Here is a 15,881-nt window from a genome sequence, read left to right as displayed (position 1 = left end):
GTTGCATCCGCCGCGCGGCGCCGCCATGCTGCCCCCAGATAACGGGGGAAAGACATGCACAGTCCCATTCTGGCGCCGGTGGTGGCGCTTGTCGGCTGGACGCTGATCGTCTGGATCTGGATGTACGCAACGCGCCTGCCCGCCATGGCGCGGGCCGGCATCGACGGCACCAAGATCGTCGGATCGACGGGGCCGTCGTTGCGCGCGGATCTCGTCGCAGGGGGCGAGACCAGGGCTTCCTGGGTCGCGGATAATTACAATCATCTGCACGAACAGCCGACCGCGTTCTATGCCATCTGCATCGTGCTGGCGCTCGCCGGCATGGGCGGCGGTTTCAACCTGCAGCTGGCCTGGGCCTATGTGGCGCTACGCGTGGTGCACAGCATCGTTCAGATCGGCTTCAACCGCGTGCTGGTGCGCTTCTCGGTGTTCGTGCTGGCCAGCCTGTGCCTGTTCGCGCTCACGCTTCACGCCGCAATGGGGATGCTCAACATCCACCCGCTACTCAAATAGCCGCTTCATGCTTTTTTCGAGCATCAGCAGCTGCCAAAGCGTGCGGCTATGCTCGGCGCGGCCGGCGCGGTGGTCGGCGGCGATGCGCTCGATCGCGGTCGGGTCGAACCAGCCGGTGCCGCCGAGCACGGTCGAGCGGGCGAGCGCCGCCGCCTGATCGGCGAGGGGTCCACGAAACCAGGGGCCGATCGGCGTGACGAACCCCATTTTGGGGCGATAGAGAATGTCACTGGGCAGATAGCGCTCCAGCGCCTTCTTCATCACCCATTTGCCCTGCCCCTGCCTGATCCGCACCGAAACGGGCAGCCGCGCGGCGAATTCCACCAGCCGATAATCGAGCAGCGGCTCGCGTGCTTCCAGGCTTACCGCCATGCTGGTGCGGTCGATCTTGGTCATAATGTCGCCGGGCAGCCAATGCTTGAAGTCGGCATATTGCGCCGCGTCCAGCGGTTCGCGGGCGGGCGCGCTTTTCATAGTGTTCACGTAACGCTCTTCGCCGCGATAGCCGCCCAGCGCGCGGCGCGCCTCTGTACTGAACAACCGGTCGCGCGCTTCGGGGGGCGTTACCCCCACCGCGCGGGCATAGGCCATCGCGCCATCCTGTGCGAGGCCAAGAAGGGTCGCCTTGGCGCGCAGCGGGCGGGGCGCCCAGTCCGCCTTGGGGTAGACCGCGCCCAGCGTGCCGAACAGCCTGCCGCGCAGGCTGCCGGGCAGCAGGCCGCGCACGCGTTCCTCGGCCGCCTGAAAGCGATAGCGGCGATAGCCGGCAAACGCCTCGTCGGCGCCGTCCCCCGACAGCGCCACGGTCACCTGCTCACGGGCCAGCGCGCAGACCTGATAGGTCGCCAGCGCCGATGCATCGGCAAAGGGTTCATCGAATGCTGCCGCCAGCGTGTCGATCAGCGCGAAATCATCGGCATCGACCATCCGCTCCCGGTGATCGGTGGCAAAGCGCTCGGCGATCCGCGCGGCATGGCTGCGCTCGTCATGGTCGGCGGCGTCGAAGCCGATCGTGCAGGTCTTGACCGCGCTGCGCGACGCCTCGGCCATCAGCGCGACCACCGCCGAACTATCCACGCCGCCGGACAGGAAGGCGCCCAGCGGCACATCGGCCAGCATCCGGCTGCGCACCGCATCACGCATCAGCGCGATCAGCTCTTCCTCCAGCGCATCGCCCTTCGCGCTGGTGCGCCGGCTGAAATCCAGGTCCCACCACTGCACCGGGCGCGGCACCGGCTTGCCACGCTCGATCAGCATGAAATGCCCGGCGGGCAGCTTCTGCACGCCGGCCACGAGGCACGCGTCATCGGGCACATAGCCGAACGCCAGATAATCCTCGACCGCGCGCAGATCGGGCACGCGCCGCAACAGCGGGTGCGCGAGCAGCCCTTTCAGTTCCGACGCGAAGGCAATCGAGCCATCGCTGAGCGCGGCATAATGAAGCGGCTTCACGCCCATCCGGTCCCGCGCCAGCAGCAGTGACTGGGTGCGCGCGTCGTGCAGCGCGAAGGCGAACATGCCGTTCAGCCGGTCGAGCAGCGCCCTGCCCCAGGCCAGCCAGCCGTGCAGCAGCACCTCGGTGTCGCTGTTGGTGGCAAAGCGCGCGCCCTTCGCCTCAAGCTCGGCGCGCAGTTCCAGAAAATTGTAGATTTCGCCGTTGAAGACGATGTGCAGGCTGCCATCGGCGCTGGCCATGGGCTGAGCGCCGCCGCCCAGATCGATGATCGACAGCCGGCGATGGCTGAGACCCACGCCGGGCGCGGTCCACACGCCTGATCCGTCCGGCCCGCGATGCGCCTGCGCGTCCGCCATCGCGCGAACGCGAGCTGGATCAACGGGCTTGGGAGTGTCGGGGTGGAAAATCCCCGCGATGCCGCACATCAGCGCTGCCCGGTGGTGCGGTCGGCAAGCCGGTCGAGCGGCCCGAGCGCGACGACGAAGCGCGCGATTGCCTCGCGGGCGCGCGGCCCTTCCGCCGAAACATGAAGTGCAACCGCCGCCTGATTGCCGCCCAGCAGCCGCGCCCTCAGCGTGGCCAGTTTCACCCGCACCGGGCTGGCCGTCAGCACGCCGTCCACGCGATACCAGGTGGCGACGACGCGCTCGACCGGGCCGGGCGCGGTGATCCGCATCGCGCTGCCCCCGGCGATGGCCGGTTGATCCTCAACCCGCACCCAGCGGTCCTCCTCGCGCAGCACCCCGATGCCGAACCCCACGATCTCCGCCCCTTTGCGCTGGCGACCATAGGCGGCAATCGCGAGATCGGCGACATGCCCTGCCTCATCCTGATACCGGCCGATCAGGAAATGGTCGGCTTCCGGATAATTGGGGCTCCAGGGGGCTGCCGTGCTCATCGGTGCGCGGTGCCAGCCGGGAACATCGGGCAGTTCGATCCGTGCAGGCAATGGCGTTTCGCGCCCGGCGATCACCGCGGCCCAGGCAGGCGCCACGCTCGCCACCAGCAGCACCAGCGCGGCCGCCAGCAATGGCGTGACGCGATAGGCTTTGGGTGCCGCCGCCATCACGGCCGGGCTCACCCAGGCCGCATCGGGATCGCGATCGAACCAGTGCCAGCCAAGCGCGAGCACGGCCGCCATCACCAGCCCGAAAAACACCCAGCCATAGACGATATGGTCATAGCCGGTCGCCGCCTCCACCGAGGTAAGATGCGCGGCATAGATGGTGCCGAACGCCCGCACGCCATTCGCCAGCACCGGCACGACCAGCGCCATGGCCATGAACGCGGCGCGTCGCGGCCAGCTGACGAAGCACACATTGGCGACCAGCACGCCATAAGCGAGCATCGCGATCACGAACTTGGCGCCCGAACACGCCTCCGCCACTTCGAAATAGCCGTTCGGGATCGTGATGAGCACGCCATCGACATGCGCCGGCACCCCGGCCAGATTGAGCAGCGGCATCACCTGCGCAACAGTGATCTGCTGCAGCGGCGCTTCCAGCCCCTCCCCGAAGGGAACCAGGAAAAAGGCATAGGCAATCGGGAACAGCAGCGCGCGCGCCACCTGGGGGCCAAGGATGGTGACCACGGCGCCCTGCATCATCATCACCAGCCCCAGATGCCGGGCCAGTGCGACCTCTGCCGCCGCGCCCATCAGCCAGCCCAGCGCGCCGGCCATGACCAGAGCCAGCCCCGGCGCCCAGCCGACAGGTGCCAGCTCCGCCAATTCGCGCCGCCGCAGCCACACCAGCCAGAAGATGACCGGCCCGATGAACAGGCAATGACCAAAGGTAGTGCTGGTCCACCACAGCCGCGCCAGGTCCGCGCTATCGGCAGCGAACAGGGCGGCGATCAGCGTGGCGGTGACGGCCAGCACGAGGCCATGCCGGCGCCACGCCGTTCCGGGAGCGACAAAGGCGGCGGGATCGAGCGCGATCGTCATGCCATTGCCCTTGGTGTTGCCGCCAGGATCGGGTCCAGCGCGGCCAGACGCGCTTCCCAGCTGTAACGGCTGATCACCTGCTGGCGCGCCGAACGGCCCAGCGCCTGCGCTGAATCGGCATCGGCGAGCACGGCACAGACCTGATCGGCAAAGCCGCCGACGTCCCCTGCCACGCGGATGGTGCCGGCGTGGTCGATACCTTCCGCTGCCGCCGTCGACGCGACGACCGGGCGGGCCATGGCCATCGCCTCCAGTACCTTGTTCTGTACGCCGCGCGCCAGTTTCAGCGGCGCCACAATCACATTTGCCGCCGCCAACCAGGGGCGCACATCGGGCACCTCGCCCGTCACCATTACAGCCCCGGATTCGGCGAGTGCCTTGACGGCATCGGTCGGCGCACGGCCGACGATGGCAAATCTGGCGCTAGGGTGGCGCAGGCGGATATGCGGCAAGATGGCCTCGGCAAACCAGGTAACGGCTTCAATATTGGGCCGATAATCCATCTGGCCGGTAAAGGCGATCAGGGGATCGCGGGTGTCGATCCGCTTGAAGCTGGCGCCGGGGTCGAAAAAGCCGGTATCGATGCCGTTCTCGACGACGTGAATGCGGTCACAGCCGCTCCGGTCGGCGAACAGTTGGGCTTCGGCTGCGCTGACGAACAGACTGGCATCGGCCTGACGGGCGATCTGTCGTTCGAACTGGAACAGCAGGCCGGCCTCCCGCCGCATCATCAGCGCCGACGGCCCCTTGCTGCGCGTGGCATAGGCTTCGAACTTCGCCGAATCCATGTCGACAAAGTCCATGATCACGCGGGCGTGATGGCCGGCGGGCAGATATTGCGCCATCTGGCTGGAAAAGACGAAGATCGTGTCGATCCGCCGCCTCAGCAGCGTTTCCTGCACCGCCTGCGCCAGCGGCGCGCTGTGAAACGCGGTCAGCGAGACGGGTTTGCGCCACAGCAGGGCCTGCAGCGCGGCCAGCCAGCGCGGTTTGCCCCGCCAGAAGATTTCCCGGCTGGCGGTATAGGGCGCGAGATTCTGCTTGCGCGTCAGGTCGCGCGCCTCGTCGGCAAAGGCGATCAGGTGAACGCGCTTCCGGGCGGCCAGAAATTTCAGCAGGTTGAAGCTGCGGATCTTGTCGCCCCGGTCGGGCGGAAAGGGAATGCGGTGCGCCAGAAAGAGGATGTCACCCATCACCCCAGCCCGCGCGCGATGACCGGCCCCACCAGCATGGCCGCCCAGCGCGGCATCTTTTTCCACGCCGCGATGCGCGCTTGATATCGCGGCGACAGCGGGTTGACGTCGCGCGCGGGCATGCCGTCGGCCGTTCGCTTGTAATAGGCAAGCGGCCGGGGCTCGAAGCCCCAGTTCTTCTTGTAGGCCGCCGGCCCCGTTCCCGCTTTTGACCGGCCGAAATCGAAGCGCGTGCATCCGCGCTGCCGGGCATGGCACATCAGCGCAAAGTAGAGGCGTTCGTTCGCGCGAAGGCCGCGTGCGGCCTGCGTCCCGCCGCCCCAATAGGGATAGACGGTGCCGTTCATGTAGAGGTTGAGCACAGCGGCCACGACAGCACCTTGATGCGACACCGCAACGATATCACAATCTGCACCGAAAGCCTGCATCACTTCGCCGAAAAGCGCTCGAGGAAACACCGGCGTGCCCAGGTTGCGGACAGACTCGGCGTAAACCGGGTAATGCGTGGCGAGCAGGTCGCGCCCACCGCTCGCCACCTCCAGTTCACCGGCAAGGCCTTTGCGTACCTCGGCCCGGTGCTTGCGCGGGATGGCGGCCAATTCCGCGTCGTCGCTCGCCGCCAGCGGCCGCACGAAGCCGAGATAGGTCTCGTCGTCCAGCGTCCACCCCTGCCCTGGTGCTGCGCCTCCGCGCAGCTCCATGGTCGGGCAGCCGAGCCGCTCTGCGAGCGCCCAGCCGGCCTGCGCAAGCGCGGTGGCCGCGGCCTCATTCTCAGCCAATATGCCCCCGCCGACCCCGAACCCGCTCGACACCAGCGCCCGCCCGAACAGGAACGAACGGATTTCGGTCAGTGGCAGCAGGCCGGCGAGCGAGCCATCAGCACGTTCGGCGACCAGGCAATGCGCACGTTGGCGGCACCCGGCGGCAACCGCCCTGCCCCAGCCGCTCAGGTGGAATGGCGTGCCAAGCGGGTGCGCGCGCGCATAATCATCCAGCCGCGCGCATTCGGCCGGATCGCGCAGATCGGCCGCGCGCAGGCCCAGCGGCCGCGCGAGCAAGGGCATGGTCACGCGCGCTCTCCCAGCGTGGCCACCACCTGATCGGTACGGGTCCACCGGTGCGCCTTGAGCAGGGTGGATAGCTTGTCGGCCATTGCACCAAGGCGGCTATACTGGCGGAACTGCGATTTGAACGGGGCATTGCGCACGCGGGGTTGGCCGGGGTCGATTTCCCAAGGGTGGAAGTAGAACACGGCGGGCCGTTCCTGCGCGTTGACCGTGCGCACCGCATGCGCCGAAAGCGCCCCCGGCAGCAGACGGAAAAACCCGCCACCCGTCACCATGCGCCGTCCAACAATCTCGGTCACCGTCACGGGCAATTCGATCAGGGCACTGTCGCTCAGCGGCCGGAAAGCAAAGCGCGAGGCTTCGGGCCATCCATAATGGTCATGCACAACCGGTGCCACGCTGGAGGAATAGACATAGCCTTCCTCGGCCAGAATGGGGTGTGCCCAGGGCGTGCGCTGATCGATAGAGAAGCTCGGCGCGCGGTAACCGGTCACCTTCTGCCCGCTGGCATCCTCCAACAGGCTGCGGGTGCGGCGCAGATCCGCGCGGAACTCGTCCGGCGTCATCGTGAACACGCGCTTATGGTCATAGCCGTGGCTGGCGATTTCATGGCCGGCGTCGGCAATGCGCCGCATCAGCGCGGGGTGGCGCTCCGCCACCCAGCCCAGTGTGAAGAAGGTCGCCTTCACGCCCGCCGCGCCGAACAGATCGATTACCGCGTCGGTATTGTTCTCGACCCGCGATGGCAGCGACTCCCAGTCCCCCCGGTCGATCACCTTTTCAAAGGCGCCGACCTGGAACCAGTCTTCCACATCCACGGACATCGCGTTGTGCATGGCGCTTACCGGGCTTGGAGATTGGCGATGTCGGGATGGCGGCGGTCGCTTTCGATCCAGTCGATGAGCAGAGTGAGGACACGGCGCAGCGCGGCTTCCTGTTCTTCGACACGCGATTCCAGGTCAGCAATGCGGGCAATGAGCGCGCCTTCATCGGCCGGCTCGCCCATGCTCGGGGTATCGGATGCCCGCGCCGCATGGGGGAACGGTTCGGCATCCATTGTGTCTGCGATGTCGGCAACGGGCATCGGCGCGGCCGGTGCCAGATGGAGACGGCCCAGTGGCAGCGGCGCGACCACCGGCGCCGGCTGGATGGCCAGCAAAGTCGGCTCGGGTGCGACCTCAGCATCAGGTGTCACGGCCTCTGGAACATTGTCGGGTTCCGGTTCAGCGGTCATTTCGACCGGCGCCTGTTCCGCCTCCATCGCTGGATCGACCGACGCGACCGGCGCAGCCGGTGGTGCGATCGGCGCGTCACCACTCATGTCAGCAATCACCGTCGCCACAGCGGCACCGTCGATCGTATCGAGTTGCTCGATCGCGCCATAGAGCATCACCCGGCCCGCCAGCTGGTTCAGCCGGCGCGGCACACCGTCAGACCCGGCATAGAGCGCATCGAACGCGTCTGGCGTGAACGCGGGCCGACCGGTCCACCCCACCACGCCCAGACGGTGGCGCATATAGGGTTCGATCTCGTCGCGGCCCATCGGGTCCAGATGGTGCGTCGCAATCACGCGCTGGCGCAGCTGCTCCAGCCGTTCCGAACCATAGAGCCGCTCGCGGAATTCGGGCTGGCCGAGCAGGAAAATCTGCAGGATGGCGTGGCCGCCAGCCTGAAAGTTCGAGAGCATCCGCAATTCTTCAAGCGAATTGACCGGCAGTGCCTGCGCCTCGTCCACAATCAGCAAGGTCCGGCGGCCGCTGCGCGCCACCGCATGCAGCGCGCGCTCGATCTTGTCGAGCAGCTGTGCCTTGACCATGCCTGCAGGGTCAATCTCCAGCCCCACCGCGACCATGCGCAGCAGATCGTCCGCTTCGATCTGGGTCGACACGATCTTGATCGCGTGCAGCCGTTCCCGGTCGATGGTCGCCATCAGATGGCCGACGAGTGTCGTCTTGCCGGCGCCGATGTCACCGGTCACCACGATGAACCCTTCGCCCTGGCTCAGGCCATAGCCGAGATAGGCCATCGCCTTGCGGTGCGTGGCCGATTCGAACCAGAAGCGTGGATCGGGGGTCAGCTGGAACGGCCGACCGCTCAATCCATAATGGTCATCATACATCACACCCGTCCTTCGCCGGTGGCCCGGCGTGTCAGAAATTGTAGCGGGCGCCGATCAGCGCCTGCAGAACCGTTGCAGAACCCAGCCCGTTCTGCCCGGTGTTGAAGATACCCAGTGCGCCCACCACGCCCAGTCGGCCGAAGCGCCGCTGGATCGAACCCGTCGCGCCAAAGCCATATACACCGGGGGCATTGACGATGCCGCTCTTGAAGTAATTGGCGAAGACACTGGCGTCGACCGTGGTGTTCGAGTCGAGCTGACGCTGGACATAGGCCTGCAGGTAAACGCTCTCGTCCTCGACGCCGGACAGGGTGAAGCCCGTACCGCCATTGGGGGCGACGAACTGGCGGTTGGCATAGCCGGCGCCGACACCGAATTGCCACCGACCGCGATTGTAAGAGACGACCGCATCAACGCCGCGTGAGCGGAACGCCGCCGCCGTTGCCGATTGCAGCGCGCCGTTCAGGCAGTTGCCGGCCGCACCCCCTGCCCCGCCAAAGACGCACCCGTTGAAATCCTGTCCAAACGGGTTGGCGGGCGTGGTGAACTGTGCGGGCGTATTGACCAGCGCGCCCTGCAACTGGCGGCCAAAGGTCTGGATGCCGTCATAGCCCGTCACCCGAACCGCGACATTCTTGTTCGCCTGCCAGCTGAAACTGCCGACCGCGCTGAACGTGCCATAGCGTTCGCCGGCATGCACTTCCAGCTGGGTGCGCGGGCTCGGCCGCCAGATGACGCCGGCATCATAATAAATGCCGTCGAAGTTATAGGCGATGCGGCGCGCGCTGTTCGGGTCGGTCTGGAAACGGCCGCTGCCGTCCAGGATGGGCTGGCCGACCGCGTCGCGCAGTGCATCACGCTGGCTGATCTGGATGTTTTCGTAGCCAACGCCAGCAGTGAGCGCGAGCGTGCGCGTGACCGGCCACAGCACGTCGAACCGGCCATATTTGCCGTCATAGCGCTGCGCCAGCTGGCGCGCATCGTCGCGTGCCCAGCCGCCCGACAGGTTGACGCCGATCACCGGAATGAGCGTCGCCGGCGGTACGTTGACGTTTGCCTGCGCCAGATGAGAGTGCGAGTCATCGAACAGATCGAGCACCGGCTGGTTGGGCAGATTGGTCCGGATGTCGGGCGCTTCCACCTTGGTATAGCCGTAACGGTAGAGACCGGTGATGCCCACCGGACCCAGGTTGGTGGTGGCGGTGGCGCCGGTATAGATGGCAAACAGCTGGCTGATGTTGCTGACATTGCCGGCCAGCAACGCCGGCGCCTGCCCGCGAATATCGGCACGGGTGCGGGTGGCTAGTGCGCCCGCTTCCAGCGTCAGCGGCTTGGCGACCTGCACCGACGCCCGGGCAAGCGCGTTGTGCACGTCCAGATCGACCAGGCGATTGTCATAGGGAATGCGGCGCTCATAGCGATAGCTCGCCTGCACCTGCACCCGCTGCGTCTGCACCTGCGCGTCGATGCCGGCGGCCACCGTGGTATAGGTGAGCGTGTCGCCCGAATTGAGATCGGCCGTCAGCACCTGGCCCAGTTCGATATAGGGCGTGATCTGGCGGTCCCGGTTCTGCGCGGCAGCAGGCGCTGCCACCACGACCATGGTGGTGAAGAACAAGGCGGCACGCATCAGACGTCCTCCACTTCGTAATAGCTGCCGAACCGGCGCCCGCCGGGGTTGAAGGTGACGGCGTTCAGCACCAGGCTGATCGTCTCGCAGCCGTCGAGCAGCCCCACCGCCTCACGCAGGTCGCTGTCGGTGGTCTTGTCGGCGCGCACGACCAGCAGCACCTGGCCAACACGCTGGGCCAGCGTGGCCGCTGGCGACGCGGCCAGCGCCGGGGGCGAATCGAACAGGATGAGGCGGCGCGGATCGGCGGCCAGCATCGCATCCAGCACGCGCGCCGTTTCACCGCTCGCCAGCAATTCGGTGTCCTGATTGGTGCGCGTGCCGGCGCGCAGCAGGCTGAGTTGCGGCACGTCGGTCGCGACGATGAGGTCCTCGACAGGCAGCGCCGGATCGGCGAGCGCATCGAGCAGGCCCGGCCCTTCGGCGTGGCCCAGCCGTTTCATCACGTCGGGCTTGCCGAAATCGCCATCCACGAGAAGCACCTGCGTGTCGCGCTCGGCCGCGAGCGAGAGCGCCAGGTTAATGGCGCACTGTGTCTTGCCATCACCCGGATTGGCCGAGCAGACCAATACCGTGCGCGCGCGGTCGCCCAGCACCGGCGCTACCTGGCGCGCATTGAGCAAAAGCTGGCGCTTGATCAGGCGAAACTCCTCGGCCAGCGCCGACACTGCGGCACCAGGCACCAGCAGCCCCTGCTCAGCGAGCAGCGCGCGATCCAGCGACAGGGTGGTGCGCGCGGGCGCGGCGGCAAAGCTGCGCACCGGAGCTGCCACCTGCGGGGCCGGCTCGACAGCGGGCATCGCTGCTGGCGTCTCGTCCTGCCACTCCCCTGGGCGACCCCGGAAGGCGGCATTGAAATCATACACGGTTGCTGCGCGTTCCAGCAGCGACCCCTGGCGCAGTGGCTTATTCATGCCGCCATCCCCCGCTGCAGAAATTCAACCCCGATCAGCGCGACATAGGCACAGACCAGCCCTGCCATGCCGCCCGCGAAATAGAGCAGCCGCTGGCGCTTCAGCTTCACGGTAGCCTGATCGATGACCGCGCCGACTGAGCCGATCACCGGCATGCCCGTGACCCGTTCCAGCCGCTGGGCAGTGGCAAAGGTTGTGCGCAGCTGGCCGAGCGCGAAGGCAGCGCCAACACCCGCCACGATGCCGGCCAGCAACACACCGCTCAGCAACATCGGCCGGTTGGGTGCGCTGGGTGTGCGCGGCGCGCTGGGCGGATCGACCACCTCGAAGCGGATCGCGCCGCTCTGATTCTGCACCTGGCCGCGCAGCTTGATCTCCTCGCGATCGGCAAGCAGCTTGTCATACTGATCCTTAAGCACCGCATAGTCGCGTTCGAGCTGGGCCTGTTCTGCGGCTACGGCGGGATCGCCGGTCAGCTTCGCCTGAAGCTGGTTCAGGTCGTTCTGAATCTGCGTCTTGCGCGCGACGAGTGCGGCAACCTGCGCCGCTTTTTCGGCCTGCCCCGCCTTCAGTCCGGCATAGAGCGGGTTGGACTGCGCGGCCGCGCCAGCGGAAAGCGGTTCGTTGCGCGCCGCCGCCATCGCCAGCGCAAGCTGGGCATTCAGCGCCCGCACGTCGGGATGCGCGTCGGTCCAGCCGCGGGCACGGGCTTCGGCAATCTGGCCCTGGATCGCCACGACGCGCGCGCGCGCCGGCCCGGCCGTACCACCGCCGCTGCCGCCGGTCGTGGCCGATGTGCTGGCGAGCTGACCGTTCAGGATGGCAAGGCCCGACTGGGCGGCAGCAAGATCGGTTTCCACCTGCGACAGCTGGGTGCGCGCGGCGCTGATCCGGTCGTTCAGCGAGCCGGTGCCGGGCAGCGAGCCCATATAGCGGTTCTGGAACTCGGCGCGCTTCGCCTCCGAATCCTGCAGCTGCTTCTGGCGGGCGGCGAGCTGCCCCTCCAGAAACTGCAGCGTGGTGTTCGTTTCGTCGCGGTCGCCCTGAAGGTTTTCCTCGATGAAGATGTCGATCGTCTTCTGCACGATCTGCTTTGCCAGCTTCGGGCTGGAGGAGGTGGCCGAGATTTCGAACAGATTGTCCTGCTGGGCGACCACCTTGATCGCCGCCTGCAGCGCGGTAACACGGTCCTGCACATCGCGCTCATTGGCGACGGTATTGGCAAGATCGGTACCGCGGACCACCTTGGTCAGGTTGACCGCCGATGTCAGCGTCTGGCGGACGCGGTCGATCCCCTTGGCTTGTTCATCGGGGGTGATGCCGATCTTGCCCGGCAGGATCGACTGGATCTGAACCGAGACGCGCGCTTTGGCGACATAGGTGGCGGGGATTTGTGCAACCAAGAACCACCCGATCAGGCAAACGGCCCACGCGACCGCCAGCACCACCCAGCGTCGCGCCCAGATGCTGTGGATCGCCAGTCGCAGTTCGTCATAAAGGCCGTTCAACTGCCCGCCCCCCGATCAGAACATGCTTTCGGGAATGATGATGACATCCCCGGGCTGCAGCTTGACGTTGGCGCTCGAGTCGCCGTTCTTCAGCAGGCTGGACAGGCGCAGGCCATATTCGCGCTGGCGGCCGGTCGCGCGATCATAGCGGATCAGCCGCGCCCGGTTACCGGCGGCATATTGGCCAAGGCCACCCACCGCGATCATTGCGTCGAGCAGCGTCATATTTGCGCGGTAAGGAATGGCGGCCGGCTTTTCGGTCGCGCCGACAATGCGCACCTGCTGGCTGAACGTGCCCGAGAAATTCTCGACGATGACCGAGACGATCGGGTCCTTGATGTATTCGCCCAGCGCCAGCTTCATGTCGTCGGCCAGCATTGCCGGCGTCTTGCCGACGGCGGGCATGTCGTTCACCAGCGGCGTGGTGATGCGGCCATCGGGGCGCACCTGCACCTTTGCCGAGAGTTCGGGGTTGCGCCAGACGAAGATGTTGAGCTGGTCGAGCGGGCCGATGACATATTCCTCGCCCGCCTGTTCCTGCGTCGCCACATAGCTTGCCGGTGGCAACTCGGTCCGCGAACCACCGACGCAAGAGCTGAGCAGCAGGGCCATTGCCGGCCCGGCAAACACCGTTGAAAACTGGCGCAACCGCATATCGACCTCCCGCGGCGCGGCGTGCGAATGCGTGACGTCAACGCATCCGGCCGTGCTGCTTCAGCCCCGGTTTATGGCGTCAACAGGTGAAGATAGCGTTAGGATTACTGGGAATTCCGGCCAGGATCTGCACCGGCGCGGGGTGGCCAAGAAAGGCCGTCGGGCTTGCCGACAGGCCATAGGCACCGGCCATGAAGATGGCGATAACATCGCCAATTTCCGCGCGGGGCAGGCTGACCTGATCGCCCAGCCGGTCCAGCGGGGTGCACAGGCACCCGACCACGTTGACCACCTCATCCGCTGCGGCATTCAGCCGGTTGGCGAGCGCAAGGGGATAGTTGCGGCGAACGACCGTGCCGAAATTGCCGCTTGCGGCAAGCTGATGGTGCAGCCCGCCATCGGTGACGAGGAAGGTCTCGCCCTTGCTTTGCTTGCGGTCGACGATGCGGGTCAGATACACCCCCGCCTCACCCACCAGCCAGCGCCCCAGTTCCAGCGCAAAGCGGGTGCTGGCCAGGCTCGGCGCGCGCCGGTCGAGCACCTCTGCCAGCACCGCGCCGATGGCGCCTATGTCGAGCGGCTGCTCGCCAGGAAAATAGGGAATGCCGAAGCCGCCACCGAGATTGACGAGCGGCGGCGCGGCGCCGACCGCATCCGCCAGCCGCGCTGCCAGCGCGACCGTCTGCGCCTGGGTTTCGATGATCGCCTCGGCATCAAGCGCCTGAGACCCGGCGAAGATGTGAAAGCCGCGCCAGTCGGCCCCGGCGTCCTGCAGCTGTCGCACCAGCGCGGGCACCTGTTCCGCGTCCACCCCGAAGGGCGAGGCGCGCCCGCCCATGCGCATGCCGCTGCCGCGCAGTTCGAAGTCGGGATTGACGCGGATGGCAAGCTTGGGGGCGATGCCAAGCTGCTCCGCGGCGGCAAGGGCGCGTGCCGCCTCGCCGGCCGATTCCAGGTTGATCGTGGCACCCGCAGTGATTGCCGCCGCCAGTTCCGCGTCGCGCTTGCCCGGGCCTGCAAAGCTCACGGGGCTGGCCGGGGCCACCGCTTGCGCCAGCGCCAGCTCGCCGGCCGACGCGACATCCAACCCATCGACCAGCGGCGCGATCTGTTCGACCAGAGGGCGGAAGGGGTTGGCCTTCACCGCATAATGCACGGCAAGCGCAGGCGGCATTGCCGCGCGCAACTTGCTGATCCGGCGTGCGACGACGGCCATGTCATAAACGAACAGCGGCGTGCAGCCGGCAATCCCGATCCAGTCCTCCGCGCTTCTGCCGGCGATGGTCAGCGTCTCGCCACCGCGAAAATCCGCCGGAATGCTGCCCATCGGTTTCATGACGTCAGTTCCTTTTTCAGCGCGGCGCGGTCCAGCTTGCCATTGGCGTTGCGGGGCAGGTCGGTGCGCCAGTCATAGCGGGCCGGCTGCATGAAATTGGGCAGTTCCGCACGCAGCCGGGCCCGCAGGTCTTCCTCCGCCGCGGCATCGCCGCGCAGCACCAGCGCGATAGCCTGGCCCAGCCGGGCATCGGGCACGCCCACCGCCACCACTTCCGCCGCCTCGCCGCCGCGCAGCACCGCTTCCTCGATCTCGGTGGGGCTGATGCGGTTGCCGGCGCTTTTGATCATCTCGTCCTCGCGGCCGACGAAGCGCAGCAGGCCGTCGGCATCCCGCACCACCGTGTCGCCGGACCAGACGGCGGTGCCACCGCTCGTCGCGTGCGCCGGGGCGGGGCGGAAGCGCTCGGCAGTGCGCGCGGCATCGCGCCAATAGCCCTGGGCAACCAGCGGCCCGGCATGGACCAGCTCGCCGGGTTCGCCGGCATCCGCGGCGCTGCCGTCGGCGCGGACCACCAGTATCTCGGCAAAGGGAATGGCGCGGCCGATCGACTCCGGGTGCGCGTCGACCATTTCCGGCGCCAGATAGGTCGAGCGGAACGCCTCGGTCAGGCCGTACATCGGGTAGAGATCGGCCGCCGGAAACCGCGCCCGCAGCGCGCGCACCAGCGGCACCGTCAACGCGCCGCCCGAATTGGTGAGGCGCCTCAGCATCGCCGCAGTCTCGGCCGGCCACTCGGTCTCCACCAGTTGCAGCCAGAGCGGCGGCACCCCGGCCAGGGTGGTGGCACCGGTGCGGGCAACCGCCTTCACCACGTCGCGCGCAGTGAGATAGTCGAGCGGGGCGACGCTGGCGCCGGCGGCCCAGCTGCTGAACAGCTGGTTCTGGCCATAATCGAAACTGAAGGGCAGCACGCACAGCGTCCGGTCGGCGGGCGACAGCTTCAGATAATGCGCCACGCTGATCGCCCCCAGCCACAGATTGGCGTGGCTCAGCATCACGCCCTTGGGCCGCCCGGTCGAGCCAGAGGTGTAGAGGATGGCCGCCAGCGCATCCGGTGCGGCGGCGGAGGGCGGCATGGCGTCACCCGCAATCACCTGCTCCTCCAGCAGCACCGTGCATTCCGCCGGCACGTCGCCAGCGCTCAGCGTCGCCGCCCGGGCCGGCTGGGTGAGCAGCAGCGCCGCACCACTGTCCGCCAGGATGTGCGCAACCTGCGCGCGCTTCAGCAGCGGGTTGACCGGTACATGGACCAGCCCGGCGCGCGGCGCGGCGAGCGGCATCAGGCAGGCGGTGCGCGTCTTGGGCAGCCAGCTCGCCACCCGGTCGCCGGGTCGCAGGCCTTGCCGGGCCAGCCAGGCCGCCAGCGCCCCCACCGCCCGCTCCAGCCCGGCAAAGTCCAGCGTGCCGCCGGCATCGACAATCGCCGCCGCCGCCGCCGCACCGCGCCGGGGGAGATGATCGATCGGACGGGGGACGGGATCGAGCGCTACCATCCCCCCTAGATACCGGGTGCGGCGCGGCTGTGAAGGGCATCGCGCTTGGC

The 15,881-nt window shown here is 67.4% G+C and carries 13 protein-coding genes; 1 reads left to right on the top strand and 12 read right to left on the bottom strand.

The genetic code is table 11. The annotated features are described in order from the left end of the window. The first annotated feature begins 54 nt into the window (after positions 1-54). Positions 55-513, top strand: a complete 459-nt coding sequence (locus K2Y03_RS05585; protein ID WP_294088965.1) for an MAPEG family protein — start codon at positions 55-57, stop codon at positions 511-513. On the opposite strand, the gene K2Y03_RS05580 is transcribed toward K2Y03_RS05585, so the two are convergent. From K2Y03_RS05580 to K2Y03_RS05525, 12 genes are all read right to left on the bottom strand, one after another. Beyond that, positions 502-2,394 carry an XrtA/PEP-CTERM system amidotransferase gene (locus K2Y03_RS05580; protein ID WP_294088963.1) on the bottom strand — a complete coding sequence of 631 codons (1,893 nt, stop codon included), beginning with the start codon at positions 2,392-2,394 and terminating at the stop codon, positions 502-504. The two genes, K2Y03_RS05585 and K2Y03_RS05580, sit on opposite strands and share 12 nt — an antisense overlap. Further along, positions 2,394-3,914, bottom strand: a complete 1,521-nt coding sequence (xrtA, locus tag K2Y03_RS05575) for an exosortase A (protein WP_294088962.1) — start codon at positions 3,912-3,914, stop codon at positions 2,394-2,396. The genes K2Y03_RS05580 and xrtA overlap by 1 nt, the downstream gene beginning before the upstream one ends. Continuing rightward, on the bottom strand, positions 3,911-5,107 hold the full coding sequence (locus K2Y03_RS05570; RefSeq protein WP_294088961.1) for a TIGR03087 family PEP-CTERM/XrtA system glycosyltransferase: 1,197 nt from the start codon (positions 5,105-5,107) through the stop codon (positions 3,911-3,913). The genes xrtA and K2Y03_RS05570 overlap by 4 nt, the downstream gene beginning before the upstream one ends. Continuing rightward, positions 5,107-6,177: a FemAB family XrtA/PEP-CTERM system-associated protein gene (locus K2Y03_RS05565; RefSeq protein ID WP_294088960.1), complete on the bottom strand. Its 1,071-nt coding sequence runs from the start codon at positions 6,175-6,177 to the stop codon at positions 5,107-5,109. The genes K2Y03_RS05570 and K2Y03_RS05565 overlap by 1 nt, the downstream gene beginning before the upstream one ends. Beyond that, positions 6,174-7,010, bottom strand: a complete 837-nt coding sequence (locus K2Y03_RS05560) for an XrtA system polysaccharide deacetylase (RefSeq protein ID WP_294088959.1) — start codon at positions 7,008-7,010, stop codon at positions 6,174-6,176. Before K2Y03_RS05560 ends, K2Y03_RS05565 begins: the two co-directional genes overlap by 4 nt. Before the next feature lie 5 nt (positions 7,011-7,015). Next, positions 7,016-8,293 (bottom strand): AAA family ATPase, encoded by a 1,278-nt coding sequence (locus tag K2Y03_RS05555; RefSeq protein ID WP_294088957.1) that lies wholly within the window; start codon positions 8,291-8,293, stop codon positions 7,016-7,018. 31 nt (positions 8,294-8,324) lie between these two features. Next, positions 8,325-9,923 carry a hypothetical protein gene (locus K2Y03_RS05550; protein ID WP_294088955.1) on the bottom strand — a complete coding sequence of 533 codons (1,599 nt, stop codon included), beginning with the start codon at positions 9,921-9,923 and terminating at the stop codon, positions 8,325-8,327. Then, on the bottom strand, positions 9,923-10,837 hold the full coding sequence (locus K2Y03_RS05545; protein WP_294088953.1) for a CpsD/CapB family tyrosine-protein kinase: 915 nt from the start codon (positions 10,835-10,837) through the stop codon (positions 9,923-9,925). The genes K2Y03_RS05550 and K2Y03_RS05545 overlap by 1 nt, the downstream gene beginning before the upstream one ends. Continuing rightward, positions 10,834-12,345, bottom strand: coding sequence for an XrtA system polysaccharide chain length determinant (locus K2Y03_RS05540; RefSeq protein ID WP_294088952.1), 1,512 nt, complete (start codon positions 12,343-12,345; stop codon positions 10,834-10,836). Before K2Y03_RS05540 ends, K2Y03_RS05545 begins: the two co-directional genes overlap by 4 nt. 15 nt (positions 12,346-12,360) lie before the next feature. Next, on the bottom strand, positions 12,361-12,957 hold the full coding sequence (locus K2Y03_RS05535) for an XrtA/PEP-CTERM system exopolysaccharide export protein (protein ID WP_294089193.1): 597 nt from the start codon (positions 12,955-12,957) through the stop codon (positions 12,361-12,363). A 121-nt stretch (positions 12,958-13,078) separates the two neighbouring features. Continuing rightward, a complete protein-coding gene (locus tag K2Y03_RS05530; RefSeq protein ID WP_294088950.1) occupies positions 13,079-14,335 on the bottom strand; it encodes a pyridoxal-dependent decarboxylase, exosortase A system-associated in 1,257 nt (418 codons plus the stop codon). Beyond that, the gene (locus K2Y03_RS05525; RefSeq protein WP_294088948.1) at positions 14,332-15,831 is read right to left on the bottom strand and encodes an acyl-CoA ligase (AMP-forming), exosortase A system-associated; all 1,500 of its coding nucleotides are present in this window, start codon (positions 15,829-15,831) and stop codon (positions 14,332-14,334) included. Before K2Y03_RS05525 ends, K2Y03_RS05530 begins: the two co-directional genes overlap by 4 nt. Positions 15,832-15,881 lie beyond the last annotated feature (50 nt).

It is taken from the genome of Sphingomonas sp. (assembly GCF_019746015.1).
Lineage (GTDB): Bacteria > Pseudomonadota > Alphaproteobacteria > Sphingomonadales > Sphingomonadaceae > Sphingomonas.
This window is presented reverse-complemented; position numbering and strand designations above follow the sequence as displayed.